The 24,452-nt window shown below is 35.9% G+C and carries 26 protein-coding genes; 16 read left to right on the top strand and 10 right to left on the bottom strand.

Features of this window, described 5'->3' with window-relative positions:
- The first annotated feature begins 22 nt into the window (after nucleotides 1–22).
- The 10 genes from IGJ76_RS07945 (at nucleotide 23) to holA (ending at nucleotide 8,845) form a co-directional block, all read left to right on the top strand.
- Nucleotides 23–1,150, top strand: a complete 1,128-nt coding sequence (locus IGJ76_RS07945; RefSeq protein WP_284590422.1) for a CAP-associated domain-containing protein — start codon at nucleotides 23–25, stop codon at nucleotides 1,148–1,150.
- Entirely contained in the window at nucleotides 1,140–1,571 is a 432-nt protein-coding gene (locus IGJ76_RS07940) for a YlbF family regulator (protein WP_067481350.1), read from the top strand. The genes IGJ76_RS07945 and IGJ76_RS07940 overlap by 11 nt, the downstream gene beginning before the upstream one ends.
- Complete coding sequence (locus IGJ76_RS07935) at nucleotides 1,561–1,899, top strand: YlbG family protein (RefSeq protein ID WP_067481272.1); 339 nt, start codon at nucleotides 1,561–1,563, stop codon at nucleotides 1,897–1,899. Before IGJ76_RS07940 ends, IGJ76_RS07935 begins: the two co-directional genes overlap by 11 nt.
- 125 nt (nucleotides 1,900–2,024) lie before the next feature.
- Entirely contained in the window at nucleotides 2,025–2,585 is a 561-nt protein-coding gene (rsmD, locus tag IGJ76_RS07930) for a 16S rRNA (guanine(966)-N(2))-methyltransferase RsmD (protein WP_067481274.1), read from the top strand.
- Nucleotides 2,582–3,073, top strand: coding sequence for a pantetheine-phosphate adenylyltransferase (gene coaD / locus IGJ76_RS07925; RefSeq protein ID WP_067481276.1), 492 nt, complete (start codon nucleotides 2,582–2,584; stop codon nucleotides 3,071–3,073). The genes rsmD and coaD overlap by 4 nt, the downstream gene beginning before the upstream one ends.
- The gene (locus IGJ76_RS07920; protein ID WP_067481278.1) at nucleotides 3,063–4,106 is read left to right on the top strand and encodes a SepM family pheromone-processing serine protease; all 1,044 of its coding nucleotides are present in this window, start codon (nucleotides 3,063–3,065) and stop codon (nucleotides 4,104–4,106) included. Before coaD ends, IGJ76_RS07920 begins: the two co-directional genes overlap by 11 nt.
- Before the next feature lie 204 nt (nucleotides 4,107–4,310).
- Nucleotides 4,311–4,979 (top strand): helix-hairpin-helix domain-containing protein, encoded by a 669-nt coding sequence (locus IGJ76_RS07915; protein ID WP_067481280.1) that lies wholly within the window; start codon nucleotides 4,311–4,313, stop codon nucleotides 4,977–4,979.
- Between the two features lie 18 nt (nucleotides 4,980–4,997).
- Nucleotides 4,998–5,480: a ComE operon protein 2 gene (locus IGJ76_RS07910; protein ID WP_067481282.1), complete on the top strand. Its 483-nt coding sequence runs from the start codon at nucleotides 4,998–5,000 to the stop codon at nucleotides 5,478–5,480.
- A complete protein-coding gene (locus tag IGJ76_RS07905; RefSeq protein WP_430596542.1) occupies nucleotides 5,467–7,767 on the top strand; it encodes a DNA internalization-related competence protein ComEC/Rec2 in 2,301 nt (766 codons plus the stop codon). Before IGJ76_RS07910 ends, IGJ76_RS07905 begins: the two co-directional genes overlap by 14 nt.
- Nucleotides 7,768–7,801: 34 nt before the next feature.
- On the top strand, nucleotides 7,802–8,845 hold the full coding sequence (holA, locus tag IGJ76_RS07900; protein ID WP_067481287.1) for a DNA polymerase III subunit delta: 1,044 nt from the start codon (nucleotides 7,802–7,804) through the stop codon (nucleotides 8,843–8,845).
- Nucleotides 8,846–9,080: 235 nt separating this feature from the next.
- Here the strand turns inward: holA and rpsT are convergent, their stop codons facing one another.
- The 3 genes from rpsT to IGJ76_RS07885 form a co-directional block, all read right to left on the bottom strand.
- Complete coding sequence (rpsT, locus tag IGJ76_RS07895; protein ID WP_067481289.1) at nucleotides 9,081–9,335, bottom strand: 30S ribosomal protein S20; 255 nt, start codon at nucleotides 9,333–9,335, stop codon at nucleotides 9,081–9,083.
- A gap of 422 nt (nucleotides 9,336–9,757) precedes the next feature.
- A complete protein-coding gene (locus IGJ76_RS07890) occupies nucleotides 9,758–10,027 on the bottom strand; it encodes a hypothetical protein (RefSeq protein WP_067481291.1) in 270 nt (89 codons plus the stop codon).
- Between the two features lie 179 nt (nucleotides 10,028–10,206).
- Nucleotides 10,207–10,335 carry a hypothetical protein gene (locus IGJ76_RS07885; protein ID WP_256869128.1) on the bottom strand — a complete coding sequence of 43 codons (129 nt, stop codon included), beginning with the start codon at nucleotides 10,333–10,335 and terminating at the stop codon, nucleotides 10,207–10,209.
- A 141-nt stretch (nucleotides 10,336–10,476) separates the two neighbouring features.
- Here IGJ76_RS07885 and IGJ76_RS07880 point away from each other — a divergent pair, with 141 nt between their 5' ends.
- Nucleotides 10,477–11,124, top strand: a complete 648-nt coding sequence (locus tag IGJ76_RS07880) for a DUF1361 domain-containing protein (RefSeq protein ID WP_082904056.1) — start codon at nucleotides 10,477–10,479, stop codon at nucleotides 11,122–11,124.
- 78 nt (nucleotides 11,125–11,202) lie between these two features.
- Here IGJ76_RS07880 and IGJ76_RS07875 read toward each other — a convergent pair whose 3' ends face one another.
- From IGJ76_RS07875 to IGJ76_RS07855, 5 genes are all read right to left on the bottom strand, one after another.
- Entirely contained in the window at nucleotides 11,203–11,658 is a 456-nt protein-coding gene (locus IGJ76_RS07875; protein WP_067481293.1) for a DUF441 domain-containing protein, read from the bottom strand.
- A gap of 199 nt (nucleotides 11,659–11,857) precedes the next feature.
- A complete protein-coding gene (locus IGJ76_RS07870) occupies nucleotides 11,858–13,786 on the bottom strand; it encodes a heavy metal translocating P-type ATPase (protein WP_067481294.1) in 1,929 nt (642 codons plus the stop codon).
- Between the two features lie 195 nt (nucleotides 13,787–13,981).
- The gene (locus IGJ76_RS07865; RefSeq protein WP_067481296.1) at nucleotides 13,982–14,815 is read right to left on the bottom strand and encodes an undecaprenyl-diphosphate phosphatase; all 834 of its coding nucleotides are present in this window, start codon (nucleotides 14,813–14,815) and stop codon (nucleotides 13,982–13,984) included.
- 164 nt (nucleotides 14,816–14,979) lie between these two features.
- Nucleotides 14,980–15,684, bottom strand: coding sequence for a histidine phosphatase family protein (locus IGJ76_RS07860; protein WP_075492097.1), 705 nt, complete (start codon nucleotides 15,682–15,684; stop codon nucleotides 14,980–14,982).
- 23 nt (nucleotides 15,685–15,707) lie between these two features.
- On the bottom strand, nucleotides 15,708–16,334 hold the full coding sequence (locus IGJ76_RS07855; RefSeq protein ID WP_067481300.1) for an MBL fold metallo-hydrolase: 627 nt from the start codon (nucleotides 16,332–16,334) through the stop codon (nucleotides 15,708–15,710).
- Nucleotides 16,335–16,673: 339 nt separating this feature from the next.
- Between IGJ76_RS07855 and IGJ76_RS07850 the strand changes: the two genes are divergently transcribed.
- A complete protein-coding gene (locus tag IGJ76_RS07850; protein ID WP_430596541.1) occupies nucleotides 16,674–19,022 on the top strand; it encodes a helicase C-terminal domain-containing protein in 2,349 nt (782 codons plus the stop codon).
- A gap of 529 nt (nucleotides 19,023–19,551) precedes the next feature.
- On the opposite strand, the gene IGJ76_RS07845 is transcribed toward IGJ76_RS07850, so the two are convergent.
- Nucleotides 19,552–20,043 (bottom strand): YajQ family cyclic di-GMP-binding protein, encoded by a 492-nt coding sequence (locus tag IGJ76_RS07845; RefSeq protein ID WP_067481304.1) that lies wholly within the window; start codon nucleotides 20,041–20,043, stop codon nucleotides 19,552–19,554.
- 178 nt (nucleotides 20,044–20,221) lie between these two features.
- Between IGJ76_RS07845 and IGJ76_RS07840 the strand changes: the two genes are divergently transcribed.
- From IGJ76_RS07840 to IGJ76_RS07830, 3 genes are all read left to right on the top strand, one after another.
- On the top strand, nucleotides 20,222–21,148 hold the full coding sequence (locus IGJ76_RS07840; protein WP_067481354.1) for a YitT family protein: 927 nt from the start codon (nucleotides 20,222–20,224) through the stop codon (nucleotides 21,146–21,148).
- Nucleotides 21,149–21,289: 141 nt separating this feature from the next.
- Nucleotides 21,290–21,634 (top strand): metal-sulfur cluster assembly factor, encoded by a 345-nt coding sequence (locus IGJ76_RS07835; protein ID WP_067481306.1) that lies wholly within the window; start codon nucleotides 21,290–21,292, stop codon nucleotides 21,632–21,634.
- A gap of 150 nt (nucleotides 21,635–21,784) precedes the next feature.
- Nucleotides 21,785–22,219 carry a GNAT family N-acetyltransferase gene (locus tag IGJ76_RS07830; protein ID WP_075492254.1) on the top strand — a complete coding sequence of 145 codons (435 nt, stop codon included), beginning with the start codon at nucleotides 21,785–21,787 and terminating at the stop codon, nucleotides 22,217–22,219.
- Nucleotides 22,220–22,426: 207 nt separating this feature from the next.
- On the opposite strand, the gene IGJ76_RS07825 is transcribed toward IGJ76_RS07830, so the two are convergent.
- Nucleotides 22,427–22,906 carry a DUF3955 domain-containing protein gene (locus IGJ76_RS07825; protein WP_075492250.1) on the bottom strand — a complete coding sequence of 160 codons (480 nt, stop codon included), beginning with the start codon at nucleotides 22,904–22,906 and terminating at the stop codon, nucleotides 22,427–22,429.
- Nucleotides 22,907–23,266: 360 nt separating this feature from the next.
- Between IGJ76_RS07825 and IGJ76_RS07820 the strand changes: the two genes are divergently transcribed.
- Nucleotides 23,267–24,340, top strand: coding sequence for an LPXTG cell wall anchor domain-containing protein (locus IGJ76_RS07820; protein ID WP_430596540.1), 1,074 nt, complete (start codon nucleotides 23,267–23,269; stop codon nucleotides 24,338–24,340).
- Nucleotides 24,341–24,452 lie beyond the last annotated feature (112 nt).

Raw genomic sequence — 24,452 nt, 5'->3', positions numbered from 1 at the left:
GATGAAGGGTGGAATTAAAAACGTGAAAAGAGTAGGATTGTTTACTGCCATCTTCTTTTTGGTAGTTGTGGCATTTTACATGGAACCTGTTTTCTTTCCACCTAAGACAGAAATCAAAAATGATCGAACTCAGCAAATAGAAGAAAATCAAATGACAACGTGGAAATATCAGGAGCTTCAAGCGACTGGTTTTTCCACGTACATAGACCAACCCGTTAGCAAGCTTGAAGCGGATTTTGGTAGTGCGTATGATCGATTAGCCAGTGGATTTGGATTTGAAATCAGATATTACCAAGATGCCGAAAAACAGCTTCTCTTAGAAGCAAATATTCAAGAGAACAAGGTGAAAGCCGTTAAAGTACTAAACAGTGCGAATGATCAGATTGCACCATTTTCTTTTGGCATGACGATGCAAGATTTAACAGCTTTTACAACGATTTATACGAATTTCACATTTGATTATCAAAAAGAAGAAATTGGAATCGAATTGATGGAAGAAGATATGAACTACCGTCCCTTGATTGCTTTTGATAACGATACTTTTGCAATTATGTTTTTTGATCAGACAACAAATGGTCTATTTGCAGTAACATATTTGGATAAAGAAAGCTTGCTGAAATTGCTTCCTTATCAAGTTTTTGGTGACAATCTGCCAACCTATCAACTAGATAAAGAAGCAGACTGGGATAAAATCAATCGAGTAAAAGAACAAAAAGGAACAGAACTACTTAATCAACTGAGAGAAGAAGATAGTTTACCTGCTTACCGACAGATGTTACTTTTTGAAGAAAAAACAAAACATGTTTTATCAAGCTTTTTGACTAAACCAGAAGATTACTTAACACCAGAACGAGTAGAAGAATGGCAAGCAGCAGTGACTTCTTCTAAAACAATGAAACGTTTCTCTCTGACTGGTGATGAGTTGACGGATATTCTTGAAAAAAATCAATTGAAGCAAACAACTGGCTTGTTTACGCACCCGATGATTGACCCAACGTTTTCTTTTTTACAGTGGTATAGTGATCCGTATACACACGAGCGTTTTATGAGTGAATCGGCTGATACATTAGCAATTGCCTTTTCAAAAGAAAATGTGTTAGTCTTATTGCAAGAAGAGCAGGAAGAAAGTAGTGATAGCAGTGATCATTAATGAAGAATTATTTTGCTTAGAAGATCAATGTCAACAAGTGGTTCAGCGTATTCGTGAAAGTGAAACATTTCGTGCATATCTGATAAGTAAAAGAGTCATGAATCACTCTGATGAAGTTGAAGAGCTAAAAAAAGATTTTTTAACGAAAAAAGCTAGCTTTGAGCAAATTGCCGATTATGGGAAGTATGCCCCTGATTTTCGAGAAAAACAACGTGCAGTCAGAGCTGCAAAAAGAAAACTAGACTTAACGGATGAAGTGTCAGAGTTTCGGGTAAATGAAACACAATTACAAGGGATTTTGGATGAGATAGGGCAACAACTTGCAAGCGGGATTTCCAGTGAAATCAAAATTAATGCAGGTAGTCCGTTTTTTGAAACAAGTAAACATGCTGGATGCGGAGGGAACTGTCATGCAAGTTGATAAAACTAACTTTGAAATAACGAAACGTCGTGGAATAATCGTTTGGGTATACAGCTTAAAACAATTAAAAAATCTAAAGAAATTTGGGTTACTCCACTATGTCTCAAGAAGAATGAAATATGTTGTTCTTTACTTAAATGAAGAGACATTTGAGCAAACACAAGAAAGAATCCAAAAGCTTCATTTCGTTCGGCGAGTAGAACCTTCTTATCGTCCTGACATTGAAATGAATTTTGCAGAAAAAATTGGTTCTAAAGATGCAATCAAAGATGATGGCTTTGAAATCGAAGAACTAAGCACAGAAATTCGTTTAGCTGAAAATATTTAAGTCATACTTTCGTAGATAAAAAAGAGTGAGGACTGTAAGTTACTAAGAAATTGTTTGGTGACTTGCAGTCCTTTTTTTGTCAGGTTTTGGTATACTAGTAAAAGCGAGAAACAAGGAGTGAGCATATGCGAGTTATTTCCGGAGAATACGGCGGACGCCGATTAAAAAGTTTGCCTGGTGCAAATACGAGACCAACAACTGATAAAGTCAAAGAATCGATTTTTAACATGATTGGCCCTTACTTTGACGGTGAGCGAGTATTAGATTTGTTTGCAGGTAGTGGTGGATTAGCAATTGAAGCTATTTCACGAGGCTGTTCACACGCTGTTTGTGTGGATAAAAATTATCAGGCTTTAAAAATCATCAAAGAAAATATTGCAATCACCAAAGAACCAGAAAAATTCACTACATTGAAATTAGATGCTGATCGTGCAATCGAACAATTAGCAAACCAAAAGGAGCAATTTGATTTTCTTTTTTTAGATCCCCCCTACGCAAAACAAAAAATCGTGGATCAAATTGAGAAAATGCTAGAACTTCGTTTGCTCAAACCAGATGCGATTATTGTGTGTGAAACAGATAAAACAGTTGAGCTTCCTGAAACGATTGAAAGTTTGACACAAATCAGACAGCAAAATTATGGGATTACTGCTGTAACTATTTATCGAAATGAGGCGAAAGCATGACACGTGCATTATTTCCTGGAAGTTTTGATCCTTTAACAATGGGGCATCTTGATACAATTGAACGAGGAGCAGAGTTATTTGATGAAGTCATCGTTGGCGTGTTCGTCAACACATCAAAGAAAAGTTTGTTTTCGGCAGAAGAACGAGTGGTGCTGATTACGAAAGCTGTTGCACATTTACCAAATGTTCGCGTGATTCACCAAGAGCATCAGCTAACTGTAGAAACAGCAAAAGAATTAGGTGTTAAAGCGTTGATTCGTGGAATTAGAAATGTGAAAGATTTTGAGTATGAACGAGGTATTGCTCAAATGAATCACCACTTAAATAGTGAATTAGAAACAGTTTTTCTTTTAGCAAAACCTGAGTACAGCCATATTAGTTCAAGTTTGTTAAAAGAAGTACTCTATTTTAATGGTGACGTAAGTATTTATTTACCACCAGTAATCAATGAAGCTTTAGCTAGAAAGCAGGATCAAAATGAAGCTTAAACCATGGATCAAAAGTGTTATTATCGTACTGATTGGGCTAGCGGTGGCAGCCTTTGTAATTGTTCCACTGCCATTTTATATTGAGGCACCAGGGGCAACAATCAATTTAAAAGAACTGATTACTGTTGATGGAAAAGCAGATGAGTCATCAGGTTCGTTTTCTTTGACCTCTGTAGGTATTCGTCAAGCAACAGGTTTATTAGCAGTTAAAGCAAAGTTCACCGATTTTGAAGATATTATTAGTAAAGAAGAATTGACAGGTGGAGCAACGAGTGAAGAATATAATCAGATGCAAAAGTATTATATGGAATCTTCACAAAATGCGGCTATCGAACAAGCGCTTAAATTAGCAAACCAATCGTACACAATGAAGTTCGAAGGCGTGTATGTGATGAGTGTTGAAAAAAATTCAAATTTTTATGGCAAACTGGCTGTGGGAGATACCGTAACAAAAGTCGATGGCAAAACATTTAAGAGTTCTGAAGAATTTATGAAGTACATCAAAAGCCAAGAAGTTGGGCAAAGTGTAACAGTGACATTCTTACATGCTGGAGAAGAAAAAGAAGCGACTGGCGACTTAATTAAGTTATCTACAGATAAAAAGCCAGGAATTGGGATTACTTTGACAGATCATACAGAGATTTCATCTGATACAAACGTAAAAATTAATGCTGGTTCCATTGGTGGTCCTTCAGCAGGATTAATGTTTACCTTAGAAATTTACGATCAAGTAACAGGAAGTAATCTTCGACAAGGAAAAGCGATTGCTGGAACGGGTACGATTAACAGTTCGGGAGAAGTTGGTCGAATTGGCGGAATCGATAAAAAGGTTGCAAGTGCAAATCAAGCAGGTATGGATATTTTCTTTGCACCAGATGATACGCTAGATCCTGCAATTAAGAAAAAATACCCAGAACTAAAATCAAATTACGAAGAAGCAAAAGCTGCTGCCGAAAAACTGGACAGTAAAATGAAAATCGTTCCGGTTAAAACGGTACAAGATGCGTTAGATTATCTAAAAAAGATGAGCTGATTTAAACACTAGACGAAAAGTTCGGACAACTTGTTCCGGATTTTTCGTTTATTTTTTTGAAAAACAAATGCATTAAGAGCGATGAGATTGTCAAAAAATTGCGAAATAAAAAAATAAAATCTCATTTCGACGTAATTAATTGTGAATGGGGAAGTACCAAATAACAAAATGGGAACAAAAAAAGTGGAGAGGAGCGATTTCCAAATGTTGGCAAAAGTAGTTGCATCGTTGAAAGCACAATTAGCCCAGATCTATCATAAATTTGTCGAATCACCTAAACTTGTGGTCAGTCTTTTTTTAGGATTAATATTACTTTGTCTGGGTGGAGGGATCTATTTTTTTCAAATAAATACAATGAAAAAACTTCCAGCGGCAACGATAGACCAAACAATTTTAACGACTGAGACGACAGCCAAAGAGCAGAGGAGTAGCGCAGTCGAAGAAATATATGTGGATATCAAAGGAAGTGTTAAGTATCCTGGTGTTTATTCTGTGACGCAAAGCCAACGTATAAAAGATTTGCTAACTAAAGCTGGTGGATTGACCGAAGACGCAGATGCGAGTCAACTTAATTTTGCTGCGAAGCTGGTTGACCAACAATTGATTTATGTTCCGAAAATCGGAGAGATTCGTTCACATCCGCCACAGAGCCAAACACCACCAGCCACAGATTCAAAAATCAATATCAATACGGCAGATATTTCGGAATTGCAAGAATTATCAGGGATCGGGGCAAAGAAAGCGCAAGACATTATCAACTATCGTGAAGAGAATGGGCACTTTAAATCAGTAGAAGAACTACAGGAAATATCGGGAATTGGGGAAAAGACGGTTGAAAAACTAAAAAACTTAGTTACAATAACAATAGACTAACTCACAGAGGTGAAGAAAATGAGCAATGATCGAATTCCTTGGGACCAGTATTTTATGGCCCAATCTGTATTATTATCTTTACGTAGTACGTGTACACGATTAGAAGTCGGAGCGACTTTGGTTAGAGAAAAACGCATCATTGCTGGTGGATACAATGGCGCTGTAAGTGGCGATGTTCACTGTATTGATGAAGGATGTTACATTGTCGACGGTCATTGTCTGCGAACAATTCATGCGGAGATGAACGCTTTACTTCAATGTGCAAAGCTAGGAATCCCCACAGAAGGTTCAGAGATTTACGTGACCCATTTCCCATGTTTGGCTTGTACGAAAGCATTATTACAAGCTGGTATTACTAAAATCAATTATCTACATGATTATCGAAATGATGCGTATGCACTTTCGTTGATTGATCAAATGGGTGCATCAATCCATCAAGTATCACTAGATTCAGCCTACTTCTCTAAACTACAAAGAGAGCTATCTGGTGAACACGTTTAGTTTAAAACTTCGTCTTGTCCAAAATCGCTTGATTTTTCCTGCGTTGATTTCTGGCTTGATTAGTTTAAGTTATTATACAGAAAGCTGGCAATATCGTTTGATTTTTGCCAGCCTTTTTTTCTGGATTTGTTTAAAAGAAGATCGTTCGATTTTGTTTTTAAGCTTAGTTGGTGGCGCTCTGGTATTTTCATCTTGTTTATTTTTAGAAAAACCAGCGATTCAACCAAAGGTGTCAACTTCCAGTAGCTTCATGATTAACACTGATACAATGCGTGAATCAGGTGATTTTATTACATTGATTGGAACACTGATAGATGAAAAACAGCAAAAAATTCAGTTGAGTTATCGAGTCCAGTCTGAAGAGGAACTGATTCAAATTAAAAATCTTCGAGGAACAGCTTTTATTTTATGGGCAAGCGGTGAGTTCGAAGAGCCTGAACGAGCGCGAAATCCTTATAATTTTGACCAAACCGCCTATTTTAAGAGCCAACGAATAATGGGGAAATTTACAATTCAAAAAGTAAAAAAAATTCAAGAGCATCATACTTGGCGTAATTTTTTACAACGAAAAAGAGCTGCTGGAATCATGCACGTCAAAAAACATCTACCAGATAAAGTAGGGGTGTATGTTAACGCTTTACTATTTGGTTACAAAGATGCGACTTTCACTGACTCCCAAGAAGTGTACCAAGATACGGGCTTGCTTCATTTATTCAGTTTGTCGGGACTACATATCCAGGTCTACTTAGGTTGGATCTATTATGTTTTTAGACGACTGGGAGGGACAGTGCAAGAAAATACTGGTTTCTTGCTGATTATCACACTATGTTATGTTGTACTATCCGGGGGATCTGTGTCTATTTTACGTGCGAGCTTCTTGTTTTTACTTCGTCTAGTAGGAAAGTGTTTTAAGTTACGATTGTCTGCAATGGATCGTTTCGCAGTTGTTATGTGGCTATTGTTGTTGCTGGAACCTTTGACACTTTATCAAACTGGAGGTCAATTAAGTCTTTGGTTTAGTTTTTTGTTTATTATTTTGCCGTTATCTGAAAGAAGGCAAGGCATATTTCAATATTTTATGAAGTTGGCTATCTTTAGCATAGTCATGATGCCATTAATCATTTGGCATTTTTTTCAATGGCCAATTTTTGGGATGTTCTTGACACTACTCTTTTTACCGTTATTTGAATACTTATTGTTGCCGCTTGTAGTTAGTATTTTCTTTTTACATAATTATCTACCAAGTAGTCTTTTATTTGCTTTAAATGAAGGATTAGGTTATTTGGAGCAATTGACGAAGCAACTGACATTTGGCAATTTGATCGTTGGGCGCCCAGATAGTTTACTCTTTTTGTTAACTATGGTATATCTGTTATCTCTTCACACTATTTCTTTTCGAAAAAATGATTTGTTTAAACGGATGATCCTTTCTTTTTTTGTTCCGTTCATTTTGTGTCATGGAACAAAGTTTGATTTGACAACCTCAGTGACTTTTATTGATGTTGGCCAAGGAGATAGCATTCTTTTAAAGGCACCTAATGGACGAGAAAACGTTTTGATCGATACAGGTGGTAAGTTATCCTTTAATAAAGAAAAGTGGCGAGAACGTCCAAAACGAGCATACTCTGATTATAATCTCGTTCCGTTTTTAAAAGGACAAGGAATCAGAACAATTCATCGATTGATTTTGACCCATGATGATACAGATCATGTAGGTGAACTTGCTAATTTAGCAAAACATTTTACCATTGAAACTATTTTTATCGGTAAAGGGTCTGGGAAAACGAAAGAGGTCAAGAACCAGCTGAATCAACTAAAGAAACAAGGGACAATTGTTCAAGAAATAGGTGCGGGGCAAGAAATCACTGGTTATTTTGGACTGCGCGTATTGGCACCTTTGAGTCAAGGAAAGGGGGAAAATGAGGACTCTGTTGTTCTTTTAGCAGAAGTCAACCAACGAAAATTTTTATTTTTGGGAGATTTAGACCAAACAACAGAGGAAAAAATAGCGAAGCGATACCCTCTGTTAAGAGCGGATATTGTCAAGTTAGGACACCATGGAAGCAGAAGTTCAACCAGCCCTTTATTGATGTCACAACTTCAAGCAAAATTAGCAATTATTTCCTGTGGAGCAAATAATTTATATGGTCACCCACATCAAGAAGTGTTAACTAGTTTAACGAAACAACACATTGCCTACCGTAGAACAGATGAGGAAGGAATGATTCGTTTTCTTTGGAAACCATTTGATGTAGCAGAGGAAATTCAAACGATGGAAGGCTGGTAATTCAATTCTTGAAATGGTAGGATAAGTTTTGAAAGTGGTGAATAATTTGAGCGTGCAAGCAGACTTACAAAAAATTCGCAAAGAAAAATTACAACCTTGTTACTTAGTTTTAGGAACTGAAAAATTTTTACAAGATCAAGTGCGAGAAGAAATTTTGAAAAAAATACAAGTTGATAGTAAAGATGACTTAAACTTTTTGAGTTTTGATATGGAAAATGCTAGTTTGGACGAAGTAGTCGCAGAGGCGGAAACTCTTCCATTTTTTGGAGAGCAACGATTAGTATTCGTAGAAAATCCTTATTTTTTAACTGGTGAGAAAGTTAATAATGGGATTGAGCAAAATACCGATTTATTAGTCGATTATTTAAAAGCACCATTAGAGTCCACCGTGTTGGTTTTCTTTGCACCGTATGAGAAGCTAGATGAACGAAAAAAAGTAACAAAGCAGTTAAAAAAGACAGCAATCACAATTGATGTTAAGCAACTAAATGAAAAAGAAGTCCGTCAATATTTGATGAACACGCTAAATAACTCAGAAATTGAGATGGATCGTTACGCAATCGATTTATTTTTACGATTAACGGATCTAGATTTATCAAAATTGATGCGAGAGCTGCAAAAATTAATGCTTTTTGCACAAGACCAAAAGAAAATCACGACCAAAGAAGTGGAACAGCTTGTGCCTAAAACGCTGGAGCATAATCTTTTCGATATGACACAATATGTGTTAACTGGGAATACAGAACAGGCATTGCGACTATATGAAGATTTAGTCTTGCAAGGAGAAGAAACAATCAAAATCAATGCCATTTTATTGGCACAATTGCGCTTATTACTACAAACAAAATTTTTAATTAAAATTGGCTACCAGCAAGCAAATATTGCAGAAACATTAAAGGTCCATCCTTACCGGGTCAAGTTAGCGATGCAAGAAGTTCGTCGTTTTGACGAAGGATTATTGATACGACTATTTGATCGATTGGTGGAGTTGGATTACCAAATCAAAACAGGGCAAATTGATAAAGAATTAAGTTTCCAACTATTTGTTTTGCAAGCTGGACAATTAGTTAGGAAGTAGACAAAAACATAACTGAACATAGAATTCGTGACATAGGATTCGAGAAAAAAAGTGTATGAAACAATACGTAGTCATTTTTGTTTGGCGCGCTTATTTTGCTTAAATTTATAGATGTGTGTTTAATAAGTCAAAGAAAACAATCAAACAGGGGGTTAGGACAAAACATATTGGTTTTGTCCTAACCCCCTGTTTGATAATCAGCAAATAAAAAAATCGGCATCAGCCGATTCTTTTATTATTTAGCAATTTTTTTGCTTAAACGAGATTTGTCGCGGTTAGCTTTGTTTTTGTGGATTAGACCTTTTGACTCAGCCATGTCGATTGCTTTAACAGCTTCTTTATATAACGCATCTACGTTTTCAGCACCTGAAGCAACAGCGTCTTCAAATTTCTTGACAGCAGTACGCATAGCGCTTGTTTGAGATGAATTCTTTACATTAGCGTTTTCGCTTGTGCGAACGCGTTTAATTGCAGATTCAATGTTTGGCATTAGTTTCACCTCCGATAATTTAAGTTCTTACGCGAGTTACCGCATAATTCAACATTCATTATTATACCTAAAGGAAGCTATCTTTGCAATATGAACATGACAAGTTTTTTTCCTTAACAGTAAAAGAACGCAATTTTTTTGGTTGTTTATCAATAAATGAATAAAATAAAGCACCTGACAGTGAGCTAGGGAAGTAGGCAACAAAAAAACGCTATTGTGGGAGACAATAGCGTTAACCAAACTAGATTAGATCTATAGTTTAAAACAAAATTTGAATGGGAATGTTTGGTACATGGATATTATATAACAAGTGCTACCGTTTGCAAAGTATTTTTTGAAAAGGGATTACATTCTTGATTTAATAAATGTTTATGATCGGAATCATTAGTTATTTTATAACTTTGAAAATATCATGAAAACAGTTACTCAGGCGTGCCGACGATTTTGATATATTCATCAATATTTTTGATGATCATCTTTTTGATAACTAATTGATTTCTACGGTTCCATTTTCCTGAAACTTCTAGGACATACTTGTTCAATGGTAAGCGTAAAATATATTTAGCTAAATAACGATCTTTTAACAAGCCGTTAATTACGCGATCTTCAAGCTGAAGATTGATGCCGGTTAGCATCATAGGTTGTTCTTGTAGTACATAAGTATCTATTAAAAGACCTTCAAAGGTTTCCATGAGCGTCTTCCTTTCTATTAATTGTAACAATCTGACATCATTTTCTGATGTTCTTAACATTTAGTATAGCAAAAAAAGTGCATTTGAGCCAAAAAAGAAAAGAGTTGTCACCAGAAGTCTTTCGGCTAGGCAGCAACTCTTAAACGAACAAAAGATTGAGAAAAATCAATCGTTGTGATTTAAAATTTAAATTGGAAAACATTTTGGATCAAGTCAGGAAAGAGAACATATGCTAAGCCTAAAATCAATAGAATAGCCAAGACAAACCAGCCAATAGTACCAAAGAAATATTTTATTTTTTCTAACATTGCATTCACCTCCCTATCAGTATACCATGGATTTTGCATAATCATTTATTAAGAAACAGCAAAATATCAATGTTCTTGTTGAAAACTAAGGTGCATTACACGAAAATATTCGTTACAATATGAGAGAAAAGGAGTGGTTTGATGTTTATTTGGTTTGTTCGTTTGTTGACAGCCGCTGTCATGGTTGTCACATTCATCCCAGATACTCCATTAGTTTTTTTACCAGTTAACACGTTTCTTGCGTATCTTCCTATAGAATTATCCTACCAGATTTTGCGAAATAAGACCAAAAAGAGTAGTTATGTATTGTTACCAATCTGGTTACTCTTTTTTCCTAATATCCCTTACTTATTAACTGACTTTGTTCACGTAAAGAGATTGCACATTTATGCGCCAGCCGAGTTAGCTGGGATACCAGATGTTAGACACTGGACGCTGTTCGTGATTTTAGCGTTATTGGTTTTTACGTATGTTTTATTAGGATTTACTTTAGCTGAAAAAATCATTGAAACGTTCCCGCTATTTGGGCAAACGAGAGCATTGAAAAATTGTTCATTGATGATTTTTTCATTTTTATCTTCGCTTGGAGTGTATGTAGGAAGATTTCCACCGAGGATTCATTCAATTTATTTGTTCAAAGAACCTTTGAGGGTCATTCAAATTGTCTTTTTTGAATGGAGTTTTGAAAAATTATTGATTATTTTGTTATTTACTGTTTTTCATCTTTGGTTATTTTTTATGTTTTGGCTTATAAAAAAAGTTGTCATGGAAGCAGAAGGTGTCAAATAAATAGAAAAAAAGCTTATCTTAGTGTGACTCAATCGTCGAGATTACGACTTGTTTTGGGCACACCAAAGATAAGCTTTTTTATTTTCCGATTGAAATGAGTTGTAAGATACAATAGGCGATGCCAGATGCAATAACAGGCCCAGCAGCAATTCCTTTTAGGAAAACAACTCCAAGAATTGTTCCAAAAACTAAAGCTACAGTAATCTGAGGATCAGAAGCAATCAGACCAACTCCCTTTGAAGAAAGGACCGCAACCAAACCACCACAAAAAATAGCAACCCAGCCCATTGGTGATTTAAAAGCTTCTAACAAGTCTTTTAAACCAATTTCGCCCGTAGCGATCGGAATCAAAATTGTTGCAGTAATGATGGTAACTCCGATATTGATCCCTTTTCCTTGAAGCCAAGGATAGATATTTTTTGAAAGGGGAATCAATTTAAGTAAGAGTACAAAACCTGTCGCAATCAGTAAGCTTTGGTTTTTTGCAATAAATGCAATCAATAAAATAAGACCAAGAAATAACCAGCTTTCCATTAAGAGACCTCCTTTATTTAGAAGTTAATCATACCATTTCAATTATCCAAACAAAAGTGGAGATGTGGTGAAGCAATGAGAGAATAGAAAAAAGTTCGTGGATTGAAACACAAAAAGGCTGTGAGGCTCGTTCGTGCTTTAAATAATCAGAAAAAAATTATTTCTTAAAGGCAAACGGGGGTTCACAACCTTTTTAATTTTAATGTGTAATTGCCGCTTGGTACAATGGACAAGGTGTGCATCGTTTAGAATCATCGTTTTTCAAAGGCGCTAATGGTTGTAACATTCGTAGTCCGTTGAGAATCACTAAAATAGTACTGCCTTCATGACCAATCACACCAAAAGGTAAATTTAAAAATTGAAGGAAGTTTGAAAGAATCAATAAAACAATTACACCAACAGAAAAGACGATGTTTTGCTTAATGATTCGTTTTAATTTCAAGGAGAGACGATGACTGTATACTAATTTGTCTAAGTCACTATTCATTAAAACGAGGTCGGCAACGTCAATCGCAATATCAGTTCCTTTTCCCATAGCAATACCAAGGGTCGCGGTAGCTAAAGCTGGTGCATCATTCACACCATCACCAACCATTGCATTTGTCTGATACTTTATTTGTTCTTGTTTGATGAGCGCTGTTTTTTCTTCAGGCGTACACCCGGCATGAAAAGCGGAAAGACCTACTTGGGTAGCAATTGCTTTGGCAGTCCCAAGGTTATCGCCAGTAATCATACTGGTATGAATAGCAGATTCGTTGAAATAATGAATAGCAGCTGCCGCATTTGTTTTGGGAACGTCTAACAGACCAAGAATCGCTAATAGTTCATTTTCTTTTGAGAAGAAAATAACAGTTTTGCCTTGCTTCTCTAGTTCTTCAACAAGACTCGCCAATTTTTCATCTTTTTTAATCTCAGCTAGTGAATAAGCATGCTTTCCGACATGCCACTGACTTCCTTGATAGTTGGTGGTAAGGCCAAAACCAGTGATTTCTTCAACAGTCAATTGTTGAAATTCTTTAGTTGATTGACTTCCAAAATGAGTTGTAATTGCTTCAGCCAATGGGTGTGTTGTTTGGCTTTCCATAGCAACTAAAACGTTTTTGCTGACTGGATCATCTGTTAAAAAGAAAGAATCCGTTACAATTGGTTTTCCACGAGTCAGTGTTCCAGTTTTGTCAAAAGCAACTGCCTTTAATTCAGCCAACTGTTCTAAGTGAATCCCACCTTTGATTAAAATCCCGTTTTTAGCAGCGTTTGATAACGCAGCTAAGGTTGCGGGTGTTGCAGAGGCGACGAGGGCACAAGGTGAAGCGACAACAAGTAAGACCATTCCTCGGTAAAAACTTTCTTCCCATGTCCATCCAGCCAAAAAGGGAGGGAGAAGAATCATCAGCGGAACGCTAAGCAGTACGAGTTTGACATAAGTGTTTTCGATTCGTTCGATGAAGGAAGCTGTTTTTGTTGGCGTATTTTGAGCTTCCTCAACAAGTTGGATAATTTTAGCAAAAACTGTATCCGAACTAAGTTTCGTCACGGTCATCGTAAAGGGGTTTCCTTGATTCAACGTTCCTGCGAAAACTGGATCTTGCTGTTGTTTTTCCACTGGTACGGATTCACCGCTGATTGCTGCTTCATCAATTGTTGCTACTGGGCTCGTTAATTGACCATCGATTGGAATTGCTGCACCTTTAGGAACAAAGACTTTATCGTTGATTGTTAACTCAGTTACATCGACTTCCTTTGTTTCGCCACTCTCAAAAAGTTTTAAGGCACGTTGTGGTTGCAAATTCATCAAAGCGGTAATTTCTTTTTGACTTTTATTTGTCGTATATTCTTCTAACGCGCCACTTAAACAAAAAATAAATGTCAGCATGGCACCTTCAAAATAATTTCCAATCAAACACGCACCAATAGCGGCGAGAGCCATGAGCAAATCGACATTTAATGTATGGTCGAAAAATAATTCAGTCAAACCTTCCTTTGTCTGCTTAAAGCCACCAATTCCAATTGCCAAGAGATACAAGAACGGTGCAAAGGGGAGGGCAAGTTTAGTAAAGATGAAGCCTAAACTCATGAATACAAAACAAAAAATCGTAGAAATAAATGCTTTTCTTTTAAAAAGTTCCATTGGGCATTCCTCCTTCTCAAAATTACTATAGCATAGTCAAAATCTAATTGATAATAAAATATGCTAATTGAGAACGATAATGGTTATCAGTTGTATTTGCAGATTCTATCTATTATTCAAATAATAATTATTATCAATAAAACAATAAAAAAAGAAGCTGGGGTCAAGAGAAACCCCAACTTCGTTTCTTATTTCCTACATACTAATAAACCAATAACCAATTAAAATAATTCCTAGAATAATTCGATACCAACCAAAAGCAGTAAAGTCATTTTTCTTCAAGTAACTTAATAAGAATTTGATTGCTAAAATAGAAACAATAAATGAAACAAGTGTACCGACTAGTAAAACGACGGTTTCTTCAGTTCCAAAAGTATTTCCTTCCATCAAATACTTCACGATTTTCAACCCGCTAGCTCCAAACATCACTGGAATGCCTAAAAAGAATGAAAATTCAGTTGCAACAAAACGTGAAGCACCAATAATGATTGCACCTAAAATTGTTGCGCCTGAACGAGAAGTCCCAGGAACAAGTGCCAACACTTGGAATAAACCAACCATCAAAGCGGCTTGATAAGTAAAATCGTTTAATGATTCCCAACGTGGTTTTCTTGTTTTGTTTCTTTTTTCAACGATGATAAATGCAATCCCATAAATAATCAAAACAATAGCGACTGACAAGAAGTTATGAAAATGTTCCTCCAACCAATCATCAAGTGGTAATCCAATAATTACAGCTGGTAGACAAGCAACCACCACTTTGAACCATAAAGACCAAGTATCTTTTTTCTCAATTGCTGTTTTACTAGGTGAGAACGGGTTTAGCTTATGAAAATAAAGAACTACGACGGCTAGAATCGCACCTAATTGGATGACCACGTTGAACATTGACATGAATTGTGTGCTAGCATCCAGTTTGATGAATTCGTCAGCTAAAATCAAATGGCCAGTGCTACTAATAGGTAACCACTCGGTAATGCCTTCGATGATTCCCAAAATAACTGCTTTAATAACATTTGCAAAAAACATAAATTCCTTCCTTTCCAAACAAAATACATGTTATAGTATACCGTTCTTTTTTTTGAAAACCAAACTGTTTTAAAATATTAAGAAAAAATTTCTAAAGTTCCTTTCAACGAAAAAAATAACTACGTCAAGAAAGTCAACGTAGTTGTTTTTTCGAGTATTTTTGATTATAGAAAAGAATCACGAGTAAGTTCTTTTCCTTTTTCAATATAGCTAACATCATTGATCCCTAAAATAGTAAATTTTCCATCTTGATAAGAAACCTTTGTCACGCTACCATTTTGTAAACCAGCACGTACAGGTTGTTTTTCATCAATCAAATTTAGTAAGAAGGCAATCGTTAAACCATGTGAAACGACTAGAACATTTCCGCCACCGTGTTTCTCGCAGTGATGTGCGATATCTTCGAAGCCATTCCAGACACGTTCTTTCAGTGTTTGATAAGTTTCAGCCCAGCCTGCAGTATCTAAATCATAGACAGCATTTGCAATCTGTTCAAAGGTCACATCAGTGGTAAACATTTCATCAGGTGTTTGAAAATTCAAGACACGAGGGATGACACCCCACATTTCTTTATCATAGCCACCTTCAAGTGAACCAAAACACCACTCGCGAATTCTTGGGTCGATTGAATATGGAATTTCTTTTCCTTTTAAATGCTCCCCTAAAATTGTACGAGCAGTTTCGATTGCGCGACCGCTATCACTTGAATGAGCAAAAGCGAATTCAATTTCTTTTAATCCACGTCCCAGATGACGTATACCTTCTTTTCCTTCACGTGTGAGTGGCGTATCACACCAACCTTGGACACGCTCGATCGTATTAAACATGGTCTTTCCATGTCTGACAATATAAAGAGTTGTTTCAGTCATTTGAACATTCCTCCTAAAATAGATTATGCATTGAAAAATGGATTTGTTTGTTTTTCATGTTCGATGGTAGTCGCGTCACCATGCCCGGGATAGACCGCGAATTCATTTGGTAAAATAAATAATTGCGTTTTGATACTATCTAGTAATTGTTCTAGATTACCAGTATACAAGTCTGTTCGTCCAATACTTCCCCGGAATAATGCATCACCAGAGACGACAAAGTCATCAAAAATAAAACTGACACTTCCAATTGAATGTCCGGGGGTAGGTACGACCCGAAAATGAATGTCACCGAGTGTATATTCTTTCATTTCAAATTCGTATTCAGCAGGGGCAACGATAATATTATTGATGTCATCGTGACGACCAAGCCCAGAAAGGTTAAGGATCGGATCGCCTAACCAAGATTGTTCTAGTGGGCTGACATAAACAGGGATGTCATAAAAATGACGTAGTTCTTCCACGGCACCGATATGATCATAATGCGTGTGTGTCAACAGAATAGCTACAGGTTGCTGAGTGGTTTTAGCGATTTGCTGACGAATCAAATCAGCGTCTTCTCCGGGATCGATAATTAGTAGTGCCTCGTCGTTATAAACTAAGTAACAATTTTCTTCGATAGGCCCAGTTTTTAGACGTTCAATGTGCATAAGAATTCCTCCAATATGTTTTCAAGCAAGTCGAATTACTTACTATAGTATAACGTATTCCTCCTGATCAAACAAAAAAGCTCACTTATCTGAATTATCAGACTATATGAAAAGTATTTATAGATTTTAAACGGAAGGATAGTGAGTTTTCATCACATTTTAATTTGTCCTTGTTATATTTAACTCATCCAAAAATCCAAATTCTATATCCTATATCCCTGCCCATCCAGCAGGGTGTTTTTTTTTGCTCAAAAACGAAAAAATGTTCGTTTATTGTATTTCATCCTTTGCGAATGAGTTTTTTTCAGGTAATCTTATAGACGAAAGAAGGAGGCGGATGTGGTGAAACAATCAAAAATCTCTGTGCGAAATCTTGTTGAATTTATTTTGAAAAGAGGAAGCATTGATAATCGCAAAAAGAGTAACCATACCGCATTAGAAGGCGCAAAAATTCACCGGAAGTTGCAAAAGCAAGGTGGAGATACTTATGAAAAAGAAGTATTTCTTAAGAAAACGGTGGATTTAGACGGTTACCAATTAACGATTGAAGGCAGAGCAGATGGAATTTTTCAAAAAGAAGGTATTTATTATATCGACGAAATCAAGACTTCTGAACCACGCTTTGAAGATTTGGAGAAAGAACAAGTTGAATTGTTCTTTCATCAAGCGCGAGTCTATGCTTATATCTATAGTCATGAGCACGACTTGACAGAAATCAATTTACAATTAACTTATTTTCAAACAACGGAAGAAATTATTACTCGGAAAATCGAGCATCAAACGATTGAAGAGTTAGATACTTTTTTTACAAAATTAGTAGCGGATTATCAAGAATGGCTGATTTTTTCTGAGAATTGGCGGACTGTTCGGAATGCGTCGTTGATGGCATTGAAATTTCCTTATGAACAGTACCGAAAAGGACAACGTGAACTTGCAGTTGCGGCTTATAAAACGATCCGGACAAAACAAAAACTTTTTGTCGAAGCGCCCACAGGAACAGGAAAAACGATTTCAACGTTGTTTCCGAGTCTGAAAGCAATTGGCGAAGGTGAAGGAGAACGACTTTTTTATTTAACAGCCAAAACAATCACGCGGCAAGTGGCGGAAGATGCTTTAGTTGCCTTGAAAGATGTTGGAGCACAAGCAAAAAGTGTAACGATTACTGCAAAAGATAAAATTTGTTTTCTAACAGAAACAACGTGTAATCCAGACCAGTGTCCTTATGCCAATGGTTACTATAATCGGATCAATGAAGGTTTATGGGATCTACTGAATCACGAAAATCAGCTGACCAGAGAAGTGATTGAAAAATATGCAAAAAAACATACTCTGTGTCCGTTTGAATTGTCTTTGGATGCAAGTCTTTGGTGCGATGTGATTATTGGTGATTACAATTATTTGTTTGATCCAACTGTTTATTTGCGACGATTTTTTGAAGAAGAAAAAAATGAAGAGAACCTTTTTCTTATTGATGAAGCGCATAATCTGGTGGGGCGTTCAAGAGAAATGTATTCAGCAGAAATCTCTTATGCAAAAACAAAAAAAATAAAAAAAGAGATTCCAAAAGAATACGCAAAGTTACGACGACGTTTTACAAAAGTAGAAAAGGAATTCAAGCAAATTGAACAAGCGTTAGATACCAAAACATATCATCATCAAAAAGCTTCTGCAGATTCATTGACCAATGCGTTGTATCAAGTCAGTGAACATATCAAAGAATGGCTAGCTGAATATCCAGAGCATCCAGTGCAAGAACAGTTATTATCCTATTATTTTGAGGTGTTGCATTTTTTGAAAATCAGTGAGTTTTATGACGATCATTATGAAACAACAGTTGAGAAGAGTTTGTATGATTTGGTAGTGAAAGAATTTTGTATCGATCCAAGTTATTTTCTTGAGCAGTCATTAGCAAAAGGACGAAGTAGCTTGTTGTTTTCTGCTAGTTTTTCTCCGTTATCTTACTATCAAGAAACATTGGGTGGAAAAGATAGTTTGGCATATCGTTTGCCAAGCCCATTTCCAGAAGAAAATCAGCAAGTGATTGTTGCAAGTTATCTTGAAACCACTTATCGAAAACGAGAAACAAGCTTGCCGGCATTAGTTGAAACGATTGCACATTTCACGAAGGGAAAAACAGGAAACTATTTTGTTTTCTTTCCTTCTTATAGCTATCTAGATCAAGTAGTAACGGTTTTTAAAGAACAGTATCCTGAGGTGGAAGTACTAATTCAAGAAACAAAGATGGATGAGAACGAGCGCGAAACATTTTTATTGAATTTTCAGGAAAATCCTCAGGAAACCTTGATTGCATTTTGTGTATTGGGTGGTATTTTCTCAGAAGGCATTGATTTAAAAGGAACGCGCCTGATTGGTAGTATGATTGTTGGCGTTGGGTTACCTCAAATGAATCACGAACAAGAATTGATTAAAGAATACTATGACGAAAAAGAGCAGTTGGGATTTGCTTACGCGTATCAATTACCAGGGATGAATAAAGTATTGCAAGCTGCTGGTCGAGTGATTCGAGAGATGACCGATCAAGGAATTATTTTATTAGCAGATCGGCGTTTTGCTAGCCCACAGTATAGTCAACTGTTTCCTAAACATTGGCAAAATGCTGCAAAGGTCCAAACTTTAAGCGGGCTTGATGAAACGGTAAACCAATTTTGGCAACGAACGACAAAATAAACATCAAAGAAGGATCTCAGGACAAAACGCCAGTCGTTCTTAACACATTTTTCAATTAAAAAAAGCCTAAAATCAACGTTTTCAAAAACGAATTTTAGGCTTTTTCTTTATTTAGGCTACTTTTGTTCCAGCCTCTTTTTTGTTAGTGAAGAAAATCAATCTTTGCGTTAGTTCATCGAAAGGAAGTGAAGCTAAGCTTCTGTGGCAACTCTTGCAAGCAACTCAAAATACGTGTTTGCAAGGGCTGTTTTTTTGTTTGTTGACGCTAGGCGCTTTACGACATAATCTGATACGCGATGTTCCCCAAGCAACTCCTCAAAATAATTCATAACTGTTCAAAAAATTGAGCAGCAATTTTTGTCAGTTGCTTATTATTTTTTCGGAGTTGACCGCTTGGAGCCACAACCTTTATCTACGGTGTTCCCCAAGCAACTCCTCGAAATAATTCATAACTGGCCAAAAATATGAAAAGCAATTTTTGTTAGTTGCTCATTATTTTTTCAGAGTTGACCGCTTGGAGCCACAACCTTTAACGATAGTTAGTAAATTGCAACTCAATCGGCAAATCAAGTTTTCTTAATAAAGAAATTACTTCTTGCAAATCATCACGGCTTTTACCCGTCACACGAATTTGATCTTCTTGAATTTGTGCTTTTACTTTTAACTTGGCATTTTTAATTGCGGTAGTAATTTTCTTAGCACTTTCCCGGTCAATTCCACTAACTAAATCAGCATTTTGCTTAGCTTTTCCACCAAGTGCGTGTTCAGAATCAGAAAAATGAATGTTTTTAATTGGAACACCACGCTTAATCAATTTACTTAATAAAACATCTTTGATCTGTTCTAATTTAAAATCGTCATCACCTAAAACAACTAAACGATTTTGCTCTAATTTGATTTCAACGGTTGAACCTTTAAAATCAAAACGATTAGTTAATTCTTTGGTTGTTTGTTGAATGGCATTTTTTACTTCTTCCATATTGACCTCGGAAACGATATCGAAACTTGCATCTTTTGCCATGGATAATCCTCCTTATTGCTACAATTAGTTTTCTTTATTGTAGCATAGTGCCACATTTATAAAGTAGCCTTTGTTAAAATTCTTCTCATTTATCTAACAGGTGTTTTATTTTAATTAAGAAACTGTTATTCTTACATTTGAAATAAGGTGTAGAGGAGAGGTGCTCGTGAGCAAAGTGATGACTGTCTATCAAAAAAATGAAATGCTGAAGAAATTAGTGGTGATTTTGATAACCGGAGTAACAGCAGCTGTTGCTTTGAACTATTTTTTGATCCCAGCAAATGTTTTTTCTGCGGGGATGAATGGGATTGCACAAATCATCGCTTCTTTGTTGTATGAGTGGTTTCATATCCAAGCTGATACCGGAATCTTTATCTTCATACTAAATATTCCTGTGTTTATTTTAGGTTTTTTAAAAGTTGGTAAAGGATCTACGATTTTAAGTTTTATCAATGTTCTCGGTGTGTCGTTGATGACAACCATTATGCCAGTGGGACACGTAACAGATAATATTTTGATGAATGCTTTAGTTGGAGGCGTTTTGCTTGGGGTTGGCGCAGGACTTTCTCTTAAAATGGGGTTTACGACTGGTGGAATGGATATCATTTCTTTAGTTCTATCGCAAACAACGGGGAAGACTGTTGGTAATTATATGTTTATCTTAAATGGTATCATTGTTGTCATTGCTGGCTTCTTTTTCAATTGGGAGAGTGCGTTATATACAATTATTTCAATTTATGCTTTGACACAAGTCGTTGACGCGATTCACACAAGTCACCAGAAAGTAACGGCGATGATTGTAACGGTCAAACCAGACCAAGTAACCGAAGAGTTAATGAAAAATATGGTACGCGGACTCACTTTATTACCATCAGTTGGCGGTTATTCAAAAAAAGATGGCAAAATGATTATGATGGTAATTACACGTTATGAGTTATACGATTTAGATCAAATCGTTCATGAGGTCGATGAAGATGCCTTTATTAATATTTTGCCAACACAATCTGTTTTTGGTCGTTTTGCAAACGAGCAAGAACAAAAGACGTATCGTTCAACCGGTGTCTTGCCGGAACCTAAAAAGAAACAAAATCGTAAAAAAAGATAAGTAGTTAATAATAACTTTAATATAATAACTTGGTAATTAAAAAAATTCTTAGCTAAACGAGAACATAGCATCACAATTCTCATTTACAAATAATTAAAAAGAGAGTATGATAAACGAAAATCAGATGAAGGAGTGTCGACTATGACAGAAGCAAACCAAGACTGGTCTGCACAAGAAACAGAAGCAATCAAGGAACGAATTCTTTCTGCACTAGAAACGGTTATCGACCCTGAATTGGGAATCGACATCGTGAACCTAGGCTTAATTTATGATATTGAATTCAACCCAGAAGATGGCGACACAGTAATTAAAATGACGTTAACAACGATGGGCTGCCCGCTAGCAGATATCCTAACAGACTCCATTCACGATGCTTTGCGTGAAGTCGAAGAAGTGAAAAAAGTCGAAGTGAAACTTGTTTGGTATCCCGCTTGGACGACCGATAAAATGAGTCGTTATGCGCGGATTGCACTAGGAATCAGATAAAGAAAAAGTACGCGCTTTTTCGTAAATAAACTCGCAAATAGAACTCCTCTACTCGCCTCAATAAGAAAGCTAGTAGAGGAGTTATTTATACCCAAATTGGTAAAAAATGTTAGTATCAGAAACAAAGCTGAATTGGAAGGATTTAAAAAATTGATCAAAAAAATAGAAAAGATAACGGAAAAAGAGCTACAAGAAATTATCAGTATATGGTTAGAGAGTAACATCCAAACGCATCACTATATTGAGAAAAGCTATTGGGAAAAAAATCTTCCTGTGGTCGAAAAAGAATTGCCTAAAGCAGAAATTTTTGTCGATCAGATAGATGACAAAATTGTTGGTTTTATAGGAATTATGGATGGCTACATTGCAGGTGTTTTTGTGGAAGAAGCCTATCGAAATCAACAAATAGGGAAAAAACTTTTAAAAAAAGCAATGGAATTGAATGATCGGTTATCTTTAAATGTTTATGAAAAAAATAAACACGCAATTGATTTTTATCTAAAGCTAGGTTTTAAAAAGGCTCACAGGAACATCGATGAAGAAACCGCTGAAAAAGAATTAGTTATGGTGTGGGAAGCAAATTGAGTAGTAAGATTGGATGATTTTCTTTCTAGTTAACTTTTTCATTAGTAAAACTTCGATAACTGTAACCTCAAAAACGAGAGTAGGGCAACACTAAAAATCTAGTCGCTTTTAATCCATTTTTCAATAAAAAAAGCCTAAAATCAACGTTTTCAAAAACGAATTTTAGGCTTTTTTTCTGGTTAGGCTAGTTTTGTCTCAGCCCTTATTTTAGTGTCGTTTTTTCAATATTGTTAATAAATAAGTTATTCCAGTTGCTAAAAATACCATGAGACCTGCAAACAAGAATAAAAAGCCAATTGGAATCAAAAAGAAATTTTCGTGTAAGATACCGGATGAGTCGATATACTCGACTGAGTGTCCCTTGATGAAAAAGCAAGCAAAACCAAAGAGTAATAAGAAAGTTCCGATGAGAGTAGTAAATAAGTTGAACTTCGCTCTTTTTGTTTCACTGCCATCGTTGATAAGTTTTTCAGTCAGATTGTTCATGTTTGTTCCTCCTAAAATCAATTCATCAAGTGAAAGGTGAAAGAGATCTGCAATCATAATCAACAGTTCTAAATCAGGAAGATTTCGATCGTTTTCCCAGTTCGAAACAGCTTGCCTTGTCACGTTTAGTTGTTGGGCAAACTGCTCTTGTGTTAATGCATTTTGTTTACGAATTTCTTTTATTTTTTGTCCGAATTCCATGAGTGATTTCCTTTCATTGATGTGCTTTTAGCATAAGAAAATTCTTTGATAGATTCAAGAAAGCGTGGCTTGCTAACTGATAAACCAAGGGAAAGAGATGCTTGCGGTAATTTTTGTGTTGCTTTTCATCTTTTTAATGTCTTTATATTGTATTATAGGATAACTAGATAATAAAGAAAAAGAAGATTTTTTAGTATGCAAATGAATGAAAGCATGACACTTATTTTCTTTTAGATGAGAAATAAGATTAAATATATTTTCATAAATAACAGTTGTATAAGGAATAAATTAGAAAATCGGACTATACCTTGAAACATTTTATTCATATGGTACCCTTGAGAGCAGAAAAGGGGTTTATATATGAAAATCAGTAGTTTATTGTTTGCATCATCATTACTAATTGGTCCATTGGCAAGTCTCGGAACGGTTTTTAATCAACCGACACAAGCAGAGACGGCAAGTAGTTATGTTTCTAACTGGGCGCAGTCAACATACGGAAATGTTAATAACATCAAATTTACAGGAGATTTTTCTGACTATAATTCTGGTGAAAAAAAATTAGCGGTGGGCGAAACAATTAACATCAGCGCATCAATCAGTTTTTCGGGTGATAAGGAAGCGATTGAGCAAGCAATAGTTGAGTTTGAAAATGTAAATCCTAACTTGACGATTAACTATAACAATGATTTAGAAATTACTGGGAATAGTGGTACGTTTAGTTTTTCCGTTACGTTAAACACGTATTCTAGTAATCCTTGCTTATTTACTATCAAAATTCAAGACGGTGTACCAGGAGACAGCAATCATTTAACTCCATACTCTCAAACCGAAATGATTATTGCTGGAGAAAATTCAGATTCAAGTAGCACGACGGACTCAAGCAGTACAACGGATTCAAGTAGTACGACGGATTCAAGTAGTACGACGGATTCAAGTAGTACGACAGACTCAAGCAGTACAACAGATTCAAGCAGTACAACAGACTCGAGTAGTACGACAGATTCAAGCAGTACAACAGATTCAAGTAGCACGACAGACTCAAGTAGTACGACAGATTCAAGCAGTACAACAGACTCGAGTAGTACGACAGATTCAAGCAGTACGACAGACTCAAGTAGCACGACAGACTCAAGCAGTACAACAGACTCGAGTAGTACGACAGATTTAAGCAGTACAATGGATTCAAGTAGCACAACGGTTCCTATGGATAGTATTTCTGACACAAGTAACTCGGTAGTGGGAACAACTCACTCAGAAATAAATAAAAACTATGCATCTACTACATCAAATAGTAGTTTTAAAGAATCTAAAAATAAATTTCCTAAAACGAATGATGATTCTAAACCGGTGATTGCGTGGGCAGGAGTTGTTACGATTGTACTTGTATTAAGTACTTTCTGGTATCGTAAATATAAAAAAACGAATCAACAATGATTCATTTCAAATAGGTAGCAACAAGACGTAGATAAATGTTGTGACTCAAAAAGTTAAACTTTTATAGAGTGGAGAAATCCGCTCTTTTTTTATACTGTAAAATAAGGATGAA

This window comes from Enterococcus sp. DIV0175, assembly GCF_050529075.1.
Classification (GTDB): Bacteria; Bacillota; Bacilli; order Lactobacillales; family Enterococcaceae; genus Enterococcus_B; species Enterococcus_B thailandicus.
This window is presented reverse-complemented; position numbering and strand designations above follow the sequence as displayed.